The organism is Halomonas sp. V046 (assembly GCF_052645355.1).
In genome coordinates this window covers 79487-98664 of the sequence record NZ_JBQXYF010000003.1, presented here as the reverse complement: position 1 = coordinate 98664, position 19178 = coordinate 79487, and the positions used below count along the sequence as shown (strand labels likewise).

14 protein-coding genes are annotated in these 19178 nt (G+C 66.9%); 10 read left to right on the top strand and 4 right to left on the bottom strand.

Annotated features, from left to right (window positions below; all coding sequences use genetic code 11):
- The 8 genes from ACUN9Y_RS04820 to ACUN9Y_RS04785 all read left to right on the top strand — a co-directional run bounded on the left by ACUN9Y_RS04820 (nucleotide 1) and on the right by ACUN9Y_RS04785 (nucleotide 12349).
- The gene (locus tag ACUN9Y_RS04820; protein WP_445459554.1) at nucleotides 1-2013 is read left to right on the top strand and encodes a heme lyase CcmF/NrfE family subunit; all 2013 of its coding nucleotides are present in this window, start codon (nucleotides 1-3) and stop codon (nucleotides 2011-2013) included.
- On the top strand, nucleotides 2010-2537 hold the full coding sequence (locus tag ACUN9Y_RS04815) for a DsbE family thiol:disulfide interchange protein (RefSeq protein ID WP_445459553.1): 528 nt from the start codon (nucleotides 2010-2012) through the stop codon (nucleotides 2535-2537). The genes ACUN9Y_RS04820 and ACUN9Y_RS04815 overlap by 4 nt, the downstream gene beginning before the upstream one ends.
- Nucleotides 2528-3010, top strand: coding sequence for a cytochrome c-type biogenesis protein (locus tag ACUN9Y_RS04810; protein WP_445459552.1), 483 nt, complete (start codon nucleotides 2528-2530; stop codon nucleotides 3008-3010). The genes ACUN9Y_RS04815 and ACUN9Y_RS04810 overlap by 10 nt, the downstream gene beginning before the upstream one ends.
- Complete coding sequence (gene ccmI, locus ACUN9Y_RS04805; RefSeq protein ID WP_445459551.1) at nucleotides 3007-4245, top strand: c-type cytochrome biogenesis protein CcmI; 1239 nt, start codon at nucleotides 3007-3009, stop codon at nucleotides 4243-4245. Before ACUN9Y_RS04810 ends, ccmI begins: the two co-directional genes overlap by 4 nt.
- 3 nt (nucleotides 4246-4248) lie before the next feature.
- Nucleotides 4249-7743 carry a chromosome segregation protein SMC gene (smc, locus tag ACUN9Y_RS04800; protein WP_445459550.1) on the top strand — a complete coding sequence of 1165 codons (3495 nt, stop codon included), beginning with the start codon at nucleotides 4249-4251 and terminating at the stop codon, nucleotides 7741-7743.
- A 225-nt stretch (nucleotides 7744-7968) separates the two neighbouring features.
- Nucleotides 7969-9807: a cell division protein ZipA gene (gene zipA / locus ACUN9Y_RS04795; protein ID WP_445459549.1), complete on the top strand. Its 1839-nt coding sequence runs from the start codon at nucleotides 7969-7971 to the stop codon at nucleotides 9805-9807.
- 188 nt (nucleotides 9808-9995) lie between these two features.
- Nucleotides 9996-12086: an NAD-dependent DNA ligase LigA gene (ligA, locus tag ACUN9Y_RS04790; protein ID WP_445459548.1), complete on the top strand. Its 2091-nt coding sequence runs from the start codon at nucleotides 9996-9998 to the stop codon at nucleotides 12084-12086.
- Nucleotides 12083-12349 (top strand): YheU family protein, encoded by a 267-nt coding sequence (locus ACUN9Y_RS04785; protein WP_445459547.1) that lies wholly within the window; start codon nucleotides 12083-12085, stop codon nucleotides 12347-12349. The genes ligA and ACUN9Y_RS04785 overlap by 4 nt, the downstream gene beginning before the upstream one ends.
- A gap of 117 nt (nucleotides 12350-12466) precedes the next feature.
- Here the strand turns inward: ACUN9Y_RS04785 and mnmC are convergent, their stop codons facing one another.
- Nucleotides 12467-14488: a bifunctional tRNA (5-methylaminomethyl-2-thiouridine)(34)-methyltransferase MnmD/FAD-dependent 5-carboxymethylaminomethyl-2-thiouridine(34) oxidoreductase MnmC gene (gene mnmC, locus ACUN9Y_RS04780; protein WP_445459546.1), complete on the bottom strand. Its 2022-nt coding sequence runs from the start codon at nucleotides 14486-14488 to the stop codon at nucleotides 12467-12469.
- A gap of 303 nt (nucleotides 14489-14791) precedes the next feature.
- The gene (locus ACUN9Y_RS04775) at nucleotides 14792-15091 is read right to left on the bottom strand and encodes a YciI family protein (protein ID WP_445459545.1); all 300 of its coding nucleotides are present in this window, start codon (nucleotides 15089-15091) and stop codon (nucleotides 14792-14794) included.
- A gap of 162 nt (nucleotides 15092-15253) precedes the next feature.
- Between ACUN9Y_RS04775 and ACUN9Y_RS04770 the strand changes: the two genes are divergently transcribed.
- Complete coding sequence (locus tag ACUN9Y_RS04770; RefSeq protein ID WP_445459544.1) at nucleotides 15254-16207, top strand: PHP domain-containing protein; 954 nt, start codon at nucleotides 15254-15256, stop codon at nucleotides 16205-16207.
- 49 nt (nucleotides 16208-16256) lie between these two features.
- Nucleotides 16257-16880, top strand: a complete 624-nt coding sequence (locus tag ACUN9Y_RS04765) for an L-threonylcarbamoyladenylate synthase (RefSeq protein ID WP_445459543.1) — start codon at nucleotides 16257-16259, stop codon at nucleotides 16878-16880.
- A gap of 300 nt (nucleotides 16881-17180) precedes the next feature.
- On the opposite strand, the gene ACUN9Y_RS04760 is transcribed toward ACUN9Y_RS04765, so the two are convergent.
- Both ACUN9Y_RS04760 and ACUN9Y_RS04755 read right to left on the bottom strand, forming a co-directional pair.
- Nucleotides 17181-18233, bottom strand: a complete 1053-nt coding sequence (locus tag ACUN9Y_RS04760) for an ion transporter (RefSeq protein ID WP_445459542.1) — start codon at nucleotides 18231-18233, stop codon at nucleotides 17181-17183.
- Between the two features lie 39 nt (nucleotides 18234-18272).
- Nucleotides 18273-19157, bottom strand: coding sequence for a CYTH domain-containing protein (locus tag ACUN9Y_RS04755; RefSeq protein WP_445459541.1), 885 nt, complete (start codon nucleotides 19155-19157; stop codon nucleotides 18273-18275).
- Nucleotides 19158-19178 lie beyond the last annotated feature (21 nt).

Genomic DNA, 19178 nt, shown 5'->3' with positions numbered 1-19178 from the left:
ATGCTGATCCAGATGATTCCCGAAATCGGCCACTATGCGCTGATCATTGCGTTGCTGATGGCCACGGTGCAGGCGGTGATGCCGCTGGCCGGCGCCGCCACGCGGCGTCCGCTGTGGATGGCCTATGCGCGGCCCATGGCCGCCGGCCAGATGGCGTTTCTGCTGGTTGCCTATGGCTGCTTGACGGCGAGCTACATGCTCGACGATTTCAGCGTCGTCAACGTCGCCAACAACGCCAATTCGTTGCTGCCCTGGTACTACAAATTCAGCGCCGTGTGGGGCAACCACGAGGGATCCGTGCTGCTGTGGAGCCTGATTCTCGCCGCTTGGACCTTCGCCGTGGGCTGCTTCTCCCGCGAGCTGCCCCAGGACATGGTGGCAAGGGTGCTCGGCATCATGGGCCTGGTCAGCGTCGGCTTCCTGGCGTTCGTGTTGATCACCTCCAACCCCTTCGAGCGTAGCCTGCCGAATATCCCCGCCGACGGTGCCGACCTGAATCCGCTGCTGCAGGATATCGGCCTGATCATCCATCCGCCGATGCTGTACATGGGCTATGTGGGCTTCAGTGTGGTGTTCGCCTTCGCCATCGCGGCGTTGCTCGGTGGACGCCTGGACGCTGCCTGGACCCGTTGGGCCAGGCCCTGGACCAATATCGCCTGGGCCTTCCTGACCGTGGGCATCGCCCTCGGCAGCTGGTGGGCCTACTACGAGCTTGGCTGGGGCGGCTGGTGGTTCTGGGATCCGGTCGAGAATGCGTCGCTGCTGCCGTGGCTGGCCGGCACGGCGTTGATTCACTCCCTGGCGGTGACCGAGAAGCGTGGCACCTTCAAGAGCTGGACGGTGCTGCTCGCCATCGTCACCTTCTCGCTGTCGCTGATGGGCACGTTCCTGGTGCGCTCGGGCGTGCTGACCTCGGTCCATGCCTTCGCCAATGACCCCTCGCGGGGGATGTTCATCCTGGCGCTGCTGGGGATTACCGTGGGTCTGTCACTGTTGGTGTTTGCCCTGCGTGCGCCGCGGGTCAGCGAGCCCGGCGGCTTTACCTGGCTATCACGCGATGCGCTGCTGCTGGTCAACAACATCTTGCTGGTGGTGATGACCGTCACGGTGCTGCTCGGCACGGTCTATCCGCTGCTGCTGGATGCCCTGGGCCTGGGCAAGATCAGCGTTGGCCCGCCGTACTTCAACGCGCTGTTCGTCCCCCTTACCGCGGTTCTTTGCCTGTTTATGGGGCTCGGCCCCTCGGCGCGCTGGAAGCGCATGGGCGGGCGTGAACTGGTCTCGCGGCTGTGGCTGTGTGGGCTGGGGGCCTTGGTGCTCGGGGCCCTGGCGCCACTGGTCTATACCGGTGAGTGGAACCTGCAGGCGTCACTCGGTCTGGTGATCGCGCTATGGCTGGTGCTATCGCTGGCACGCGATCTGTGGGCCAAGACCTCGCGAGGCGCCTCGCGCCTGGCGGCGCTCAAGAAGTTGACGCCATCCTACTGGGGCATGGTGCTGGGGCATCTGGGGATCGCGGTGACCATCGTCGGTGTGGCGCTGGTCTCGAACTACTCGGTGGAGCGCAACGTGCGCATGGCGGTGGGCGATAGCGTCGAGGTCGCCGGCATCGGCTTCACCATGACCGGGCTTGCCGAGCGTCAGGGGCCCAATTACCTGTCCGATGCCGCGACCATCGAGGTGCGCCGTGGCGGGCCCGATCAAGCGGCGGCGAGTTTTGTGATGACGCCGGAAAAACGCCTCTATGTGGCGCGCGGCATGCCGATGACCCAGGTCGCCCTGCGCCCTGGCCTGTTGCATGATCTTTACGTCGCCATGGGCGAGGACCTGGGCGACGGTAGCTGGGCGCTACGGATCCAGATCAAGCCCTTCGTGCGCTGGCTATGGCTTGGCGCCTTGCTGATGGCCGCCGGCGGCCTGACGGCGGTGATCGACCGGCGCTATCGCAGTCGGGCCAAGGCCCGGGTGGGCGCCACCACCGGTTCGGCGGGCACTCAGGAGGTGCGAGCATGAATCGTCGTGTGGTGCTGTTGGTGCCGCTGGCACTGTTTATCGGGCTCGGCATCTTTCTGTTCAAGGGACTGTCGATCAATCCGTTCGAGCGCGAGTCGGCGCTGATGGCCCGGGACTTCCCGTCGTTTACGCTGTCGACCCTCTCGGACCCCGAGGCGCAGATCGATGAAAGCGTGCTCTTAGGGGACGTCACCCTGGTCAACGTCTGGGGCGAATGGTGCCCCACCTGCAAGCAGGAAATGCCGCAGTTGCTGTCGCTTGCCGATCAGGGCGTGCGTCTGATCGGCGTCGACTACAAGGACCAGCGAGACAAGGGGCTTTCCTTCCTGCGCCAGTTCGGCAATCCCTTTGAATTCAATCTGTTCGACCCTGAAGGTAGCCTGGGCTTCGATCTCGGCGTGTATGGCGCGCCCGAGACCTTCCTGGTCGATGCCGAGGGGGTGATTCGCTATCACCACACCGGCTATATCACGCCCGAAGACGTTACCGAGGTGATCCTGCCGGAGGTGGAAAAATGGCGCTGAGACCTGCCTTTCTTGCGTCACTCGTGGCCGTGGCGATGCTGTGGGTGACGGCCCAGGCGCTGGCCGAGGCCATCGAGGTTCGTCCGTTCAACGACCCCGTCACCGAGCGACGCTATCAGGACCTGACGGCGACGCTGCGCTGCCCGAAATGCGAGAACCAGGCGATCGGCGACTCCAATTCGCCGATCGCCGCCGACATGCGCGAGCGCGTCTATGAGCAGCTTCAGGGCGGACGCTCGGACAAGGAAATCGTCGATTTCATGGTCCAGCGCTTCGGCGACTATGTGCTTTACAATCCGCGCCTGGAAGGGCGCACCGTGCTGCTCTGGGGGCTACCAGGTGCGCTGGTGGTAGTCGGTGCCCTGAGCCTGTGGCTATTGATTCGCTCCCGTCGGCGCGCCCAGGTGGGCGGGTTGTCCGCCGAGGAACAGGCGCGCGTCGACGCGCTGATCAACCGCGAGAGATCCGAATGACCCTGCTCTGGCTTGCTTTCGCCCTGTTGCTGTTACCCGCGGCCTGGCTGCTGATGCTGCCCTTGAGGCGCGCCGCCCGGGTCGAGGCCGCCTTACGCCAGGTCGAGGAAAACGACGACGCCGAGGCGCAGAACGTTGCCATCTATCAGCGCCGGGTCGCTTCCCTGGAGGCGGCCAAGTCCCGCGGCGATATCGACGCGGCGCGCTTCGACGAGGACCTGCGGGAGTTGCAGCGCAGCCTGCTCGACGATACCGCCCACCTCAAGCGTTCGCCGCTCAAGCCCGCCGGGGCCGGCAAGGTTGCCGTGCCGCTGGTGCTGGTGGCGGTCCTGGTGGCCAGCGTGGTGTGGTATCGGCTGGAAGGCGCCGAGGGCGACCTGGTGCTGTATCAGGCCATCGAGCAGGTGCGCCAGGACCCCGCGGGCTCGCCGGCGAAGCTGGTCGCAAGCCTCGAGGCCCAGGCCGAGGCGCAGCCCGACAACCCCCAGGTGTGGCGTACCCTGTATCCGCTGTATCGTGACGCCGGACGCATCGAGCAGGCCCATGCCACGATCCTTCGGCTGATCGAGCTCGATGGCCGCAAGCCCTGGTGGCTGGCGGAGCAGGCGCAGCTCGAGTACTTCATGAGCGGGCGCGAGATCACCCCGGCTATCCAGGCGTTGGTCGACGAGGTGCTGGCCGCCAACCCCAACGAGCCCACCGTGATGGGCATGCTCGGCATCGACGCCTTCGAGGCCGGTGACTTCGAGGGCGCCATCGACAACTGGCGCCGGGCGCTGGCCACCGACCTGCCCCCCGGGGTAGCCGAAGCGATGCGCCAAGGCATCGACGTGGCCCAGCGCCGCCTGGCCGCCCAGCAGGAACCCCAGGCCGCCTCTGGAGGCGCCACGGTGGCGGTGACCTTGTCCCTGGCGACGGGGCTCGGCGAGGGCTTTGGCCCGCAGACGACGGTGTTCCTGGTGGCACGGGACAGTGCCGGACAACTGCCACCACTGGCTATCCAGCAACTGCGTCTGGCCGATCTGCCGGCCACCGTGACGCTCGATGAAGGCGATGCCATGTCACCCATGACCAGTCTCAAGAATGTCGATGAGGTGCGCCTGGTGGCTCGAGTATCGCCGTCGGGTCAGGCCAGAGCTCAGTCCGGCGATCTGGTCGGTGAGCTGACAGGGGTTGCAGTCGGCGGCGCCGACGAGGATCCTGTCGCGCTCACGATTGATCGAGTGGTCGAGTAATTCATGCGTTTGACGTCGATCCGCCTGGCCGGATTCAAGTCCTTTGTCGATCCCGTCACGGTGCCGTTTGACGGCAACATGACGGCCATCGTCGGGCCCAACGGCTGTGGCAAGTCCAACATCATCGATGCGGTGCGCTGGGTCATGGGCGAGTCCTCGGCCAAGACCCTGCGCGGTGAGTCGATGACCGACGTCATCTTCAACGGTTCCACCGGGCGCAAGCCCGTTGGCATGGCCTCCATCGAGCTGATCTTCGACAACCGCGATGGCGGCATGGGCGGCGTCTACGCCCAGTACGCCGAGATATCGGTCAAGCGTCAGGTCACCCGGGACGCCCAGTCCAGCTATTTCTTCAATGGCCAGAAGTGCCGCCGACGCGATATCGCTGATCTGTTTCTCGGCACCGGTCTCGGGCCGCGTTCCTACGCCATCATCGGTCAGGGCATGATCTCGCGGCTCATCGAGGCTCGGCCCGAAGAGTTGCGCTCGACCCTCGAAGAGGCCGCCGGCATCTCCAAGTACAAGGAGCGCCGCCGCGAGACCGAGAACCGCATGCGCCGCACCCAGGATAACCTGGATCGCCTGGACGATATCCGCGAGGAGCTCGACAAGCAGCTTGAGCGCCTGCGTCGCCAGGCCGAGGCAGCCAAGCGCTACCAGACCCTCAAGCAGGAAGAGCACCGCGTGAAGGGCGAGCTGTCGCTGCTTCGGGGAAGAGCCCTGCGCGCCAGCCACAATGAGCAGGAGTCCCGAGTCCGTGAGCTCGAGACCGCGGTAGAGCGCGAAGTGCTGGGCATGCGCCAGTGCGAGTCTCGACTGGAAGAGGCGCGCGCCGAGCACGATGGCCTGGCCCAGGAGCTCGATACCCTGCAGGCGCGCTTCTACGAGACGACCACCGCCATCGCCCGGCTCGAGCAGGAGCTGGAGCACACCCGCGCCAGGGACCAGCAGCTGGCCCGTGATCTCGAGGCGGCGCGGCGTGAACTCGAGGAGCTTGCCCGGCTCGGCGAAGACGATGGCCTGCGCCTGGCCAGACTCGACGAGCGCCTCGAGACCCTAGGGCCGGAGCAGGAAGAGCTGGCCGAACAACTGGCAGAGCTCGAGGCGGCGCTGGAAGACGCCGAACCCGCCGTGGAGGAGGCCGATGCCGACTGGGAAGCCTTCAACGAGCGCTGGCGGGCCGATAGCCTCGATGCCGAGCGTACCCAGGACAAGGTGCGCGAGCTCGAGAGCCGGCTGGAGCGCATCGCCGGTGACCAGGGCAAGCGTCGCCAGCAGCTCGCGGAACTTCCCGATATCGCCGACTTGAGCGCCCAGCGTGACGAGATCAAGGAGCGTCTGGCCGAGAGTGACGAGCGTCGAGACGCGCTACAGGCGAGCCGCGAGCAACTGTCTCGACAGCGCGAGAGCGGCCGCCAGGCGGTGATCGAGCATGATGCCACCCGGGAAGGCGAACGCTCTCGGCGCAGTGTACTGCAGGGTGAGATGGGCTCCCTCGAGGCGCTGATCGACGCCGCGCTGGCCGATCACGACGACGAACTCGATCGGCATCTCGCCGAGCAGGGCCTCGACGGTGCCCCTCGACTGGGCGAGCGACTCAGCGTCGAGGCCGGCTGGGAAGAGACGGTCTCCTGGGTGCTCTCGCCTTGGCTCAAGGCGCGTCTGGCACCGCTTTCCAAGGCTAGAGCGGCGCTCGTGTCGCCCCCTCGGGGGGAGCTCGCTGTGCTCGACGACGGCGAGGTCGAGACCCCGGCCGGCAGCCTGGCGCAGCGCGTCCAGGGCGCCGCTGCGGGGGTCTTCTGGTTGGCGAGCATTCGCTGTGCGGACTCCCGCGAGGCGGCCTGGAGCGCCCGCGAGACACTCGCCGCGGGCGAGAGCCTGATCACCGCCGATGGCCTGTGGCTCGGGCGCGGCTGGGTGCGCCAGCGCGGCGATGGCGAAGGGCCCGATGCGCTGCTGGTGAGCCGTCGGCGCCTCGACGAGGCCCGGGCATCGCTCGATGAGATCGAGGCGACCCTCGAGCTCCTGGACGCCGAGCGCGACGGCGCCCAGGCGCGTGTCGACGAGGCCGAGGAACACCTCGAGCGGTTGCGTCTGGAAGAGCGCGACCTGGATCAGGCCCACCAGCAACTCGCGGTACAGGACAGTGGCCTGGCCAGTCGCCTGGAACACCTGTCGAGCCGCGGCGCCGAGATCCACGAAGAACTCGAGGGCCTGGCCGAGGCCGACGAGCAGACGCGTCTTGCCATCGAGGAAGTGCGCGAGCAGTGGCAGGCGGCCATGACACGGCTCGACGACGGCGCCGAGACGCGCAGTCGACTCGAGCGCCAGCGCGGCGAGGCACGGGAGCGCCTGGCATCGTTACGCACCCGGCAGCGGCCACTGAGCGAGCGCTCCCAGCAACTGACCCTGGAGCATCAACGCGCGACCACGGAGCGCGCGGGCCTTGCCGAACAGCAAGGGCGCGCCGGCGATACGCGCTCGCGTCTCGACGAGCGTATCGCCGAACTCGAAGAGGCCAGGGAAGGGCTTCACGAGCCCGATGAGGCGCGCCGCGAGCGCCTCGATGAACTGCTCTACCGGCGCGAGAAGGAGGAGCGAGAGCTCAACCAGGCGCGGGCCCGGGCGGCGGCTCTGGTGGAGCGGTTGCGCGACGATGAGCAGGCACGCCAGGGCCACGAGCGTCAACTCGAGGGCGTGCGCGAGCGGCTCCAGGAGGGGCGCATGCAGGTCCAGGCCCTGGCCCTCAAGGCCGACACCCAAGACGAGCAGATCAAGGAACTGGGGCATGATATCGCGGCCTTGACCGAGACGTTGGACCCTAACGCCACCGAGTCTGCCTGGCAGACCCGGCTCGAAGAGCTCGGCGAGAAGATCCGTCGGTTGGGAGCCATCAACCTGGCCGCCATCGAAGAATACGAGCAGCAGGCCGAACGCCGCGACTATCTCCAGGCGCAGCAGGCCGAGCTCAACGAGGCACTCGAGACCCTGGACAAGGCGATTCGGCGTATTGACCAGGAGACACGCACCCGGTTCCGCGATACCTTCGAGCGCGTCAACGCCGGCCTGCAGGCGCTTTTTCCCCGAGTGTTCGGCGGTGGAACCGCATGGTTGACGCTGACGGGCGAGGATTTGCTGGAGACCGGCGTGGCGATCATGGCCAGACCCCCCGGCAAGAAGAACAGCACCATTCATTTGCTGTCCGGGGGAGAAAAAGCCCTGACGGCGTTGTCTATGGTATTTGCAATCTTTCAGCTAAATCCGGCGCCGTTCTGTATGCTAGATGAAGTTGATGCACCCTTGGACGATGCCAACGTGGGACGCTATGCCAAGCTTGTGAAGGAAATGTCGGAGAGCGTCCAGTTCATCTATATCACCCATAACAAGATCGCCATGGAAGCGTCCGAGCGATTGATGGGGGTGACCATGCAGGAACCCGGGGTATCACGGCTCGTCTCGGTCGGCGTGGATGAAGCCGCCGCCCTTGCTGAGGCATAATGCGCTTGAAAGGCGCGTTTAAAAGGGTTACCAAGTAAGATAACGATACTGCATGGCAAGGTAGGCAGAGGGATTTGGAAGGGCGGATGCAAAGGGCACTGTTGAGATGACCGGTAATAATTCGGCGCTTGACAAACAAAAAAAGTGGCCTTTTTTTTCGCGATCACGCTATGCTGTTGACGGACAACCATCAGGCATGGCGCCTTAGCAAAGGCATGACGACCCATGGAACTTAGAGAGTGGCTGATCATTCTGGGGCTGGCACTGGTGACACTCATCGTTATCGATGGGGTACGTCGCCTGCAGCGTCAACGTCGCACTCCCCGCCTGGATGAGGTGGAGGGAGACGTCTTCGGGACAACCCAGAACCTGAGCGAGCAGGATAGCCAGGACCCCGAACAGGAGGCCCGCGAGGCCGAAATGAACTGGGAGTTGCCCAATGGAGGGGCTCGGGTGCTCAAGCGCGCCGACTTCTCTTCCGTGCAGCCCAAACCCAAGCTGGAGCGCCAGGAGCACCCTGGGCCCTCTCGGGTGCTGCACGAATTCCGGGCTTCCCACGCCAAGGCGACGACGGAGGCATCTGCGTCGGTGGCGGGCACGTCGGTGTCTGACGCCCCGCGTGCCGCTGACCACGCTTCTGCCGGTATGGATGGCGCGAGGCCCGAAGCGGCCGCGACCGCGCCGTCTGAGCCTCGCGTTGCCGCCGAGCCGCATCGGGGCGATGCCCAGGTGGCGAGCGGATCGGACAGCGACCACGCTGGCCAAGGCGCCGCGGCGGACGTCGCACCGGCGGCTGACCAGGACCGGCACTCGGTGCGCGAGGGCACCGAGAGCCCTGAGCTTGAGCGCACAGAGAGCCCTCAGCGTGAGCAGACAGAGAGCCCTCAGCTTGAGCGCACAGAGAGCCCACAGCGTGAGCAGACAGAGAGCCCTCAGCTTGAGCGCACAGAGAGCCCTCAGCGTGAGCAGACAGAAAGCCCTCAGCTTGAGCGGACAGAGAGCCCTGAGCTTGAGCGCACAGAGAGCCCTCAAGATGCTGAGCGGCGGCGTGAGCCGGTGATCAGCGCCCGTCGCGATGAGGAGGTCGCCGTCGCCCGCACCAAGGGCGAGGCGAGCGAGCCGCTGGCCGCCGATCCCGACGACCACGATGACTTCGATGAAGATCAGTACCGTCTGGTCGACTTCGAAGGCATGGGTGATTCGCTGAAATCCAGTTCCCGTCGTGTTGGCTCTTCCATGCAGCGCTTCGGCGCTTCACTGCAGAAGAACCTGGCCGAGCGCCGCGAGCAGAAACGTCTCGAACGCGAGCGTCGCGAAGCGCTCAAGGCCGAAAAGGCGGCGGAAGCCGCGCGCCAGGCCGAAGCGCGAGCCGAGCACCAGGCGCGTCGCGAGGCCGAACTTGAGGCCGCCAAGGAAGCCGAGCGGCTGCGTCTGGCCGAGCTGCGCGAGCAGCAGGAACGCGATGCCGTTGGCGATGGCCATGCCGATGCTGGCGATGGAAACGATGAGGCCGCGGAATTTGCCCCCGCTCAGGAAGACAATGTTCGCACGCATCCGGTGCTGGAAAAGGCGCTGCGGCATGACGTCAACGCCGAGAAGGCCCGCGACAGCCTGAGCGGTGCCGAGGAAATCATCGTCATCAGCGTGATGTCACGCGATGAGGGCGGCTTCCCCGGTACCACGCTGCTCGAACTGATGATGGCCTGCGGTCTGCGTTACAGTCGTGAGATGGGCATCTTTCACCGCTTCGAGACCGAGGACGCCGACAGCGCCCTGCAGTTCTCCATGGTCAATGTGCTCAAGCCAGGCACCTTCCCCATCGAGGCCATGGACGACTTCACGACGCCCGGCATCACCCTGCTGATGCCACTGCCGAGCGCGGACGACACCTCGGCGGCGTTCGAGGCCATGGTCGAGACCGCCATGGTGATCGTGCGTCACATGGGCGGCGAGTTGAAAGACGAGAACCGCAGCGTCATGACCGCCCAGACCGTCGAGTTCGCGCGCCAGAGGGTCCAGGAGTTCGAGCGTCGTCATCGCCTGCATCGCTATCAGGTCAACTGACTAGCGCCGGGCTCGGTCGATCGCCCACTCGCCGCACGGCAGGCCTCACCCGACACCCCCTGGCATTCGCCTGGGGGTGTCGCCGTTTGTGGGGACGCCGATGCCCCAGTCGCGGTCGTCGCACCCCACGAACCCGGGTAGAATATGGCCATGAACTTTTGCCTTTCTGCTTCTATTTCGGACCTGTCATGACCCCTGTCGATGCCTGCCTCACGGACGAAGTCGCCCGGCTTCGCGCCGAACTGAACGATGCCAACCATCGCTACTACGTGCTCGACGATCCGACCCTGACCGATGCCGATTACGACCGCCGGCTGCGCCGTCTTCAACAGATCGAGCAGGCCCACCCGCAACTCGTCACCGAGGACTCGCCGACCATGCGCGTCGGGGCCAAGGCCGCCGAGGGGTTTCCCGAGACCACCCACGCGCTGCCGATGCTGTCGTTGGATAACGCCTTCGATGACGATGAGCTGACGGCGTTCGTTGCCCGGGTCGCGGAGCGCCTGGAGCTCGACCCCGACGGGGTCGTCTTCAGCTGCGAGCCCAAGCTCGATGGCGCCGCGGTGTCGCTGGTCTACGAGCAGGGGCGCTTGGTCAGCGGAGCCACCCGCGGCGATGGCCGTACCGGCGAGGGCATTCTGTCGAACTTGAGGACCCTGCGCTCGATCCCACTGACGCTGCGCAGCGAGCCAGAAGCCGCGGCGCCTCCCGCACTCGTCGAGGTGCGCGGTGAGGTGATCATGAGCCACCAGGGCTTCGAGGCCATGAACGAGCGGGCCCGGGAGCAGGACACCAAGGTCTTTGCCAATCCGCGCAATGCCGCCGCCGGCAGCCTGCGCCAGCTCGACCCTCGCGTGACCGCGACGCGGCCGCTGGAATTTTCCGGCTACCAGGTCGCCCGCCTGGAGCCCGATGGCGGCGAGGCTAGCCACAGCGAGCTGATGCGCCGGATGGTGGCGTTGGGGGTTCCGGTCAGTCGCGAACTGGAAGTGGTGACCGGCGCCGGGGGCGTTATCGATTACTGCCGCCGGCTCGGGGAGCGGCGTGATGGCCTTGGCTACGACATCGACGGGGCGGTGATCAAGGTCGATGATCTACGCCAGCAGCGTGAGCTGGGCTTTGTCGCCCGGGCGCCGCGTTGGGCGATCGCCTTCAAGTTCCCGGCCCAGGAGCAGACCACGCGTCTCAACGACGTCGAGTTCCAGGTCGGGCGCACCGGGGCGATCACGCCGGTGGCACGCCTTGCGCCCGTCAGCGTCGCCGGCGTCACGGTGTCCAACGCGACGCTGCATAATGCCGATGAGATCGCGCGGCTCGGGGTCAAGATCGGTGACCGGGTCGCGATCCGGCGTGCCGGCGACGTGATTCCCCAGGTGGTCCGGGTGATAGAAGAGGATCGCCCGGAGGATGCGCGTGAGATCGTCTTCCCCGAGCGCTGCCCGGTGTGCGACTCCGAGATCGAGCGTCTGGTAGGCGAGGCCAAGGCGCGCTGTTCGGGCGGGCTCTTCTGCAGCGCCCAGCGCAAGGAAGCGCTCAAGCATTTCTCCTCGCGCCGGGCGCTGGACGTCGATGGGCTCGGCGTCAAACTGATCGATGCTCTCGTCGAGCGTGAGCTGGTCAAGTCGCCGGCGGACTTGTTTCACCTTGATGCCGAGACCCTGGCCGGGCTGCCGAGGATGGCCGAGAAGTCCGCGGCCAATCTGGTGGCGTCTCTCGACAAGGCACGCCACACCACCCTTGGGCGGTTCATCTTCGCCCTCGGCATTCGCGAGGTCGGCGAGGCCACCGCGGCGAATCTTGCCCGCCACTTCGGTACCCTGGAGGCGCTGATGAGCGCCGAGCGAGAGGCCCTCGAGGCGGTCGATGACGTCGGGCCGATCGTCGCCGCTCACCTGGAGACCTTTTTCAAGCAAGCGCACAATGTCGAGACCATACACGCACTGATCGACGCCGGCCTGCGCTGGGACGAAGCCAAGGTCGAGGCCCGTGCCACGCCGCTCGAGGGGCAGACCTGGGTACTGACCGGGACGCTGGAGAGCATGACCCGAGATCAAGGCAAGGCGCGCCTGCAGGCCCTCGGCGCCAAGGTCGCCGGTAGTGTGTCGAAGAAGACCGCCTGCCTGGTCGCGGGGCCCGGCGCTGGCAGCAAGCTGGCCAAGGCCGAGCAGGCCGGTGTCCCGGTGCTCGACGAGGCCGGCTTTGTCCAGCGCCTGGCCGAGTGGGAGGCCCTGCCGGCAGACACCCCCGACCAGCCACAAGACGCCGAGGAGGACGCATGAGTCGTTTCGTCGAAGTGCCCTACCGCATGCTGCCAGCACAGACCCTCGAGGCGCTGCTGGAAGCCTTCGTCACCCGCCAGGGTTACGACACCAGCGATACGGGCGAGGGCATGCACGGTTGGGTCGGGGAGCTCAAATCCCAGCTCGAGCGCAGCGAACTGATCATCGCCCACGATTTGCAGACCGAAAGCACCGAGGTGATGACGCTGGCCCAATGGCGAGCCTTCGGCCGCGATCTGGCCGATGACGAGGAGGAGGGGTAGCACGGCGCCAAGCATGACGCCGGAAGCCTCCTCCACGCCAACGACAACGCCCTCGACCACTCGGTCGGGGGCGTTGTCGTTGGCGTCTTCTTCAGGCTGTACGCGTGGCGCAGGCGTCTATCGCTCGCCGCGAACGATTCCCCGGATCACGCGCCGTCCGGGGTGCAGGTGATCCGCCAATGGGGCTTCCAGGGGCAACGGTTCGTCGCAGATGCGTGAGGCGAGAAGCTCGGCGCAGAGTGGTGCGCTGGCCAGGCCCCTGGAGCCGTGGGCGGCGCTGATCCACAGCCCCGGGTGGTGGCGTCCCGCGATCGCGGGAACGCGGGTCGCGTCCTTGGCCAGTGCCGCGTAGTCCTCGTGCCAGGCGGCCTGATCGGGCAGGGGGCCGGCGTAGGGGGTCTTGTCCGGGCTGGCGGCGCGTATCGCGGCACGGCCCTCCAGGGTCTCTGCGCTCAGCGGCTGCCCGTGGCCAGCAAGGCTCGCCGCATAGCCCGGCAGGGTGCGCTCAAGCTCCTCGATATTGGCCCGGTGATCGGCCTGGCGGATCTCGCCGGCGTCGTCGTTGGGCACGAAGGTAGCACCGAAGGTCAGCCAGCCGTTCAGGGGCGGTGCTACGTAGCCGCCGGCGCAGACCACCTGGGCGGGGCGTGGAGCCGTGCTGGCCAGGCGCAGACGACTGACCTGGCCACGGACCGGCTGTAGCGGCAGGCCCTGGGCCTGAGACAGCGAGGCCGCGGCGGTGGCGGTGGCGATGATCACCTGGTCGGCCACTATCTCGCTGGCGTCATCGAGGCCGAGGCGCCAGCCCCCCGCGTCATGAGGTTCCAGCGTTTGCACGTCGCCGCGGCGCAGGGTGATACCCGGCAGGTTCGCAAGATACTCGCACAGCGCCTTGGGCCGTGCCCAACCGGCTTGAGCGTAGGCAAGGCCCCCGTAGGGGAGGGGCAGTCCCGCCAGGCGCGAGGCCTCGTCGGTATCGACGCCACGCACGACCTCGGCGGGCAGGCAATGATGGTCCAAGAAGCGCGCCTGGCGGCGGGCCTCGCGCTGGTGCGGTGCGAGCTGAAGCACGCCGACCGGCGACCACAGGCGGTGCTGGCTATCGAGTTGGGTGAGCCAGCGATGACTATAGAGCAACCCAGCGAGATAGACCCGGCTCTGGTGGTTGGTGTCGGCGGCCAGCTTGACGTAGAGCGCTCCTTGCTCGTTGCCCGAGCCGCCGGCCGCGGGGCCGTCGCGCTCGACCAGGGTGACCCGGATACCGCGCCGGGCCAAGGCCTGGGCGGCGCTGGTGCCGGCGATGCCGGCGCCTATCACCGCGACATGGCGAGCCTGGCGAGGGGCCGGCGGGAGGAACCAGGGGGTGGACTTGCGCCGTTCATCCGGCGTGGGCGTCGCGATCTCACCGGCGAGCATTTCACGCTTGCGCCCGAAGCCCGGCACCTTGCGCCAGGCAAAGCCCGCGGCCTTGAGGCCGCGCTTGACCACACCGGCGCAGGTGAAGGTGGCGAAGGTCGCGCCGGGCCGCGAGCGTGCCGCCATCTGCTGATACAGCTCGGAGCGCCACATCTCCGGGTTCTTCGACGGCGCGAAGCCATCGAGGAACCAGGCATCGGCGTACCCATCGAGCAGGGCCAGGCGCTCGACGCTGTCGCCGATATGCATATCCAGCGTCACTTGCGGAGCGAGGTGCAGGCGGTGCACCCCGGTCACGGCGGCCGGCCACTGGTCCAGCAGACGCGCGGCCTTGGCGGCCAGATCCGGCCAGTTGGCCAGGGCGCGGGCGAGGTCCTCGCGCTCCATCGGAAAGCGCTCGGTGGACACCAGGTGCAGGCGAGCATCGGCGCGGGCATGGCACTCGAAGGCGTGCCAGGCGCAGAGCATGTTGAGCCCGGTGCCGAAGCCCGTCTCGATGATGACGAAGGGGCGTGGCTTGTGCCAGGCGGCGAAGCGTTCCGGCAGGCGGTTGGCGTCGATGAAGACGTGCTCGGTCTCGGCGCGCCCATCGTGGCGACTGAAGTAGACGTCATCGAAGGCCTGGGAATAGGGGCTGGCCTCGCCGCTGTCATCGGCGCGCCAATCGAGGGCGGCGGTATCGGCGGCACGAAGCGGAGGGAGACCGTCGGGAGCGGTGGTCACGTCATCGAATCCTGGCTGCGGGTAGGAGGTGGTCAAACAATGACCGCTGGGCTGTCAGTGCCGTGGCCAGCGGGTTACACCAATGCGTCCGCGGCGTTTCAACAGACTTTTCCACAGTCACTGTGGGTAAGCCGCTGTGGATGAATATGCGGTGGATAACCTGTGGGTCGTGTTGCTGCGCCGGTCACGGCGTTGGTGCCTGATCCGGCGTGTTCGGGAGCCGCTCGCGCCGATCGCTCTCGACGCGGCCTCTGCCGCCGACGCGGGCGGTCGGGGCGGCGGGCGCCGCCGCCCCGGCGCGGGTCAGGGCAGCACTTTCTTGAACGGCTTGACGCTGACGCGGGCATAGACGCCGGCGATGACGTAGGGGTCGGCATCGGCCCAGGCCTGGGCGCTATCGAGGTCGCCGAACTCGGCGACGATCAGGCTGCCGCTGAAGCCCGCCTCGCCCGGGTTCTCGCTGTCGATGGCCGGGTGAGGGCCGGCCAGCACCAGGCGGCCTTCGTCGCGCAGGGCCTCGACCCGAGTCAGGTGATCCGGGCGTGCGGCCAGGCGTTTCTCCAGGCTATTATCCACATCTTCACTGATGATCGCGTAGAGCATCTTCTGTTCCTCGACGAGTAGGGGCGACGCTCACCGGGGTGAATCGTCGACGTCAGACGGTGGCTGCAAGGCGCTCGCCGGGGCCGCTGGATTGACCGCCGGCGACGGTGCGAGCACCATGGTGCCCATATTCTGACAAAGTCGCCTGCCGGCGTCATGCCAATGCCTACATTCCCGCTTGAATCGTCCACGACGGCTGTCGCCGCATCGCCTTCATCGGCGCTGCCCGATGCCTTCGTCGGCGATGCCCTGACGATCGACCTGCACATGCACTCCACGGCCTCCGACGGGGCGCTGGAGCCGCACGCCCTGCTGGCGTTGTGCGCCGAGCGAGGGCTCAGCCATATGGCGCTGACCGATCACGATACCCTCGATGGGGTAGCCGAGGCCCAGCGTGCCGGCGCACGACAGGGCATCGCGGTGCTGGCCGCCACCGAGCTGTCGTCCCAGTGGCGTGGTCTCAATATCCATGTGGTCGGGCTCTTGCCGCACGGCGCCCAGGGGACGCTGGTGGCGGGGCTGGAATCCCAGGGCCGGGCCCGCGATGCCCGGGCGGAGGCCATCGCCAAGCGACTGGAGAAGGTCGGGCTGACGGACGCCCTGGCCAAGGCTCAGGCACGTACCGGTGGCCAGCGTGCCTTGGGCCGCCCGGACTTCGCCCACGTCATGGTGGCGGAGGGCATGGTACCGGATCTGTCCACCGCCTTCGCCAAGTACCTCGGCAACGGCAAGATCGGCGATGTGAAGTCCCATTGGCCCTACCTGTCCGAGGTGGTGCAGTGGGTGCTCGATGCCGGTGGCGTCGCGGTGCTGGCCCACCCGCTGCGCTACGGGCTGACCCGGCGCAAGCGTGGCCTGCTGCTGGACGACTTCTGCGCCGCCGGCGGCCAGGCGGCGGAAATCGTCAGTGGCTTCCAGAATGGCGATGTGACCCGGGACCTGGCTCGTCAGCTCGATGAGCGTGGCCTGCTGGCCTCGCTTGGCAGCGATTTTCACTTCCCCGGCGGTCACCTGGCACCGGGGTCGATGAGCGTGGTGCCGCGCACGGCGGTGGCCCCCGTGTGGACGCATTCACGCCTGGCGTCGTGGCGCGAGGCGGCGGTGGCAATGGCCTGAGGCCGGCGCTACGTTCAAGACAGCCCTAACGAATCGCCAGGGAGGCGTTATGACCCAGTTCTTTCAGATTCACCCGGATAATCCCCAGAAGCGCCTGATCGATCGCGCCGTCGAGATCATCCGCCAGGGCGGCGTGATCGCCTACCCCACCGATTCCGGTTACGCGTTGGGCTGCCACCTGGGCGACAAGAAGGCCATCGAGAAGATCAAGTGGCTGCGCTCACTGGACGACAAGCACAACTTCACCCTGGTGTGTTCGGATCTGTCGGAGATCGGTACCTACGCCAAGGTCGATAACGCCGTGTTTCGTCTGCTCAAGGCCCATACGCCGGGGGCCTATACGTTCATCCTCACGGCCACCACCGAGGTGCCGAGGCTGCTGTTGCACCCCAAGCGCCGTTCGATCGGCGTGCGCGTGCCGGATCACGCCATCACCCGAGCGCTGCTGGCGGCCTACGGGGAGCCGCTGATGAGCGTGACGCTGATTCCGGTCGGGGAGGAGCTGCCGATGACCGACGCGGAGGAGATTCGTGATCGTTTCGGCGCCCACCTGGATGCGGTGATCGATGGCGGCGCCTGCCACCTCGAGGCCACCAGCGTGATCGACCTGCGCGAGTTACCGGCAAAGATCGTACGTGAGGGGCGGGGCGATGTGACGCCATTTCTCGAGTAGGCCTCTGCTTACGGCGTCCCTTTCCACGCGGCGTGGCCGGCTGTCGTGTCTGACTGTCGTGCCTCCCAGTCGTGTCTGACCGTCGTGCCCGCCTGTCGTGTTTAACGAAGGGGGCGATTCGCCGTTGGCCGAGCTCACCGGTGGGGTGAGGGTGCCACGCAGACGCCACACCTTAAAACGCCCGGCCTCCAGGTCCGGGCGTTTTCGCGTCGCCTTGCCGCCTTGCCGCCTTGCCGCCTTGCCGCCTCGCCGCCTCGCCGCCTCGCCGCCGGCGTCGCCCTGCGGCGGACCCCGGACGAATCAGACCGAGGGGCCGCCGCGTGGGGCCGTGCGGGAAGCACCGTCCTGCGTCGTCGATGATGTTCCGCCGTCATCGTCGCCGTCGGGGGGGCTGCCGGTGTCGCCCTTGGCGGCTTCATCGCCGTCCTCGTCCTCGCCACCCTCATCGTCGGGTTCCGGTTCCTGTGGAGCGTTGGGGTCCGGGGTGTCCTCGTTAAGCCAGGTGCCGCAGCGCAGGCAGTACTTGGCACTCTGCTCGTGATGGTCGTGGCCGCAGCCAGGACAGGCTTCGTCGGAGTAACGGTCGGAGCGAATCGAGCGAATCACCTCGGCGGAGAAGACCCCGGTGGGCACGGCGATGATCGAGTAGCCGATCAGCATCACCACCACGCTGATGGCCTGGCCAAGAGGCGTAACCGGGGAGATATCGCCGTAGCCCACCGTGGTCAGGGTGACCACCGCCCAGTAGATCGCCACCGGAATGCTGGTGAAGCCGGCCTCCCGGGGCTCGATCAGGTAGATCAGCGAGGCGAAGATGGTCACCAGCATGAACACGGTGAACAGAAACAGGAAGATCTGGTGGCCGCTGCGCCTCAGGGCGTCGATCAGCAGCCGCCCTTCACCGACGAATTCCATCAGCCTGAGCACGCGGAAGATCCGCAGGCTCCTGAGCAGACGGATCACGATCAGCGACTGGGCGCCGGGCACCAGCAGGGCGAACCAGCTCGGCAGAATCGCGATCACGTCGACGGTGCCATAGAAGCTCTTCAGGTAGTTCATCGGGCGCTCAAGGCAGTACAGGCGCAGCATCAATTCGACGGTGAACAGGATGGTGAAGAACCATTCCAGCTGTCGAAACAGCGAGCCATACTCGGTGCGCAGGCTATCGACGCTCTCCAGGACCACGATCAGCACGCTGACCATGATGGCCGTGATCAAGGCGATGTCGAAGCCCTTGGCGAGTCGCGTATCGGACTCGAAGATGATCTGGAAGATACGGGTCTTGACGCCGTCGGCAGCGGGCTTGTGGCCGTTGATCACGGGGGATTCCTTATCGGTCAGTGAGGCGACCATCCGGCCTCGGGCCTGGTCGCCGCGGCCGGGGGTCGGCAATCAACGGAAGTCGACGCTGTCGGGGAGTCGTCGGGCCAGCCGTAACAGGATGGCGCCGAACGTCGGCGTCAGCCAGTCGTCGTGGCAAGCGTTGGATAAACGCTCGATCAGTTCGCGGCAGTCGTCGCCGACGCCAGGCGCCTCGCCGGCCGTCTCGCGCAGGCGCGCAAGCGCGTCGATGGCCGCCTGGCGCCAGGCCGGGCGGGGGTTGTCGCCGAGGGCATCGAGGGCGACATTGGCGCGATGCATGAGCTCGGCGGGGGTGTTGCCGGCAGGGAGACGCCAGTCCCCCGCCAGCAGGGCCGCTCCCCGGGCCGCCTTGCTGGTGTCCGACGGGCGCAAGGCCACGCTCTCGCTGAACCCTTCGGCCAGGTCGAGCAGGCGTTGGCTATTGCCGCTCTTGAGCTCGAGTTCCAGTTCGCGGATCTCGACCCGGCCATCGCCGGCCCGGATCTCGCCCTGGTCGAGGGCCAGTTCGATGTGTTGTCCAGCGTCTTCCAGGTCCCATGTCTCACGCACGAAATCGGTGGTGAAGCGCGGCGTCAGTCGCTCCAGGACGCCTGCGCCGAGGGACTGGAGGGGGGGCAATTCGGCGAGTCCGGCCAGGTCCAGTCGCGCGTCAGCCACCGGCCACTCCCATTCGCCACGCGTCGAGAGCCCGCCACCGCCCTGGCCGCTGGTCTTCAGGGTCTGGTACCAGTCGTCGCCGATGCGTCGAAGGCGCAGGGCCATGCGTGCCCCTTCGAGGTCGCCTTGCGGCGTATCGAAGTAGGTATTGCTCAGGGGGCGCCGGTGGGCGCGGAGCCCGGACAGGCGGGGGTGGTGGCGCAGTGCCTCGGGCCCCGACGGCGCCAGGGCCAGCTTGAGTTCGATTTCGTGGCTCATCAAGGCCTCGTGAGTAGCGTC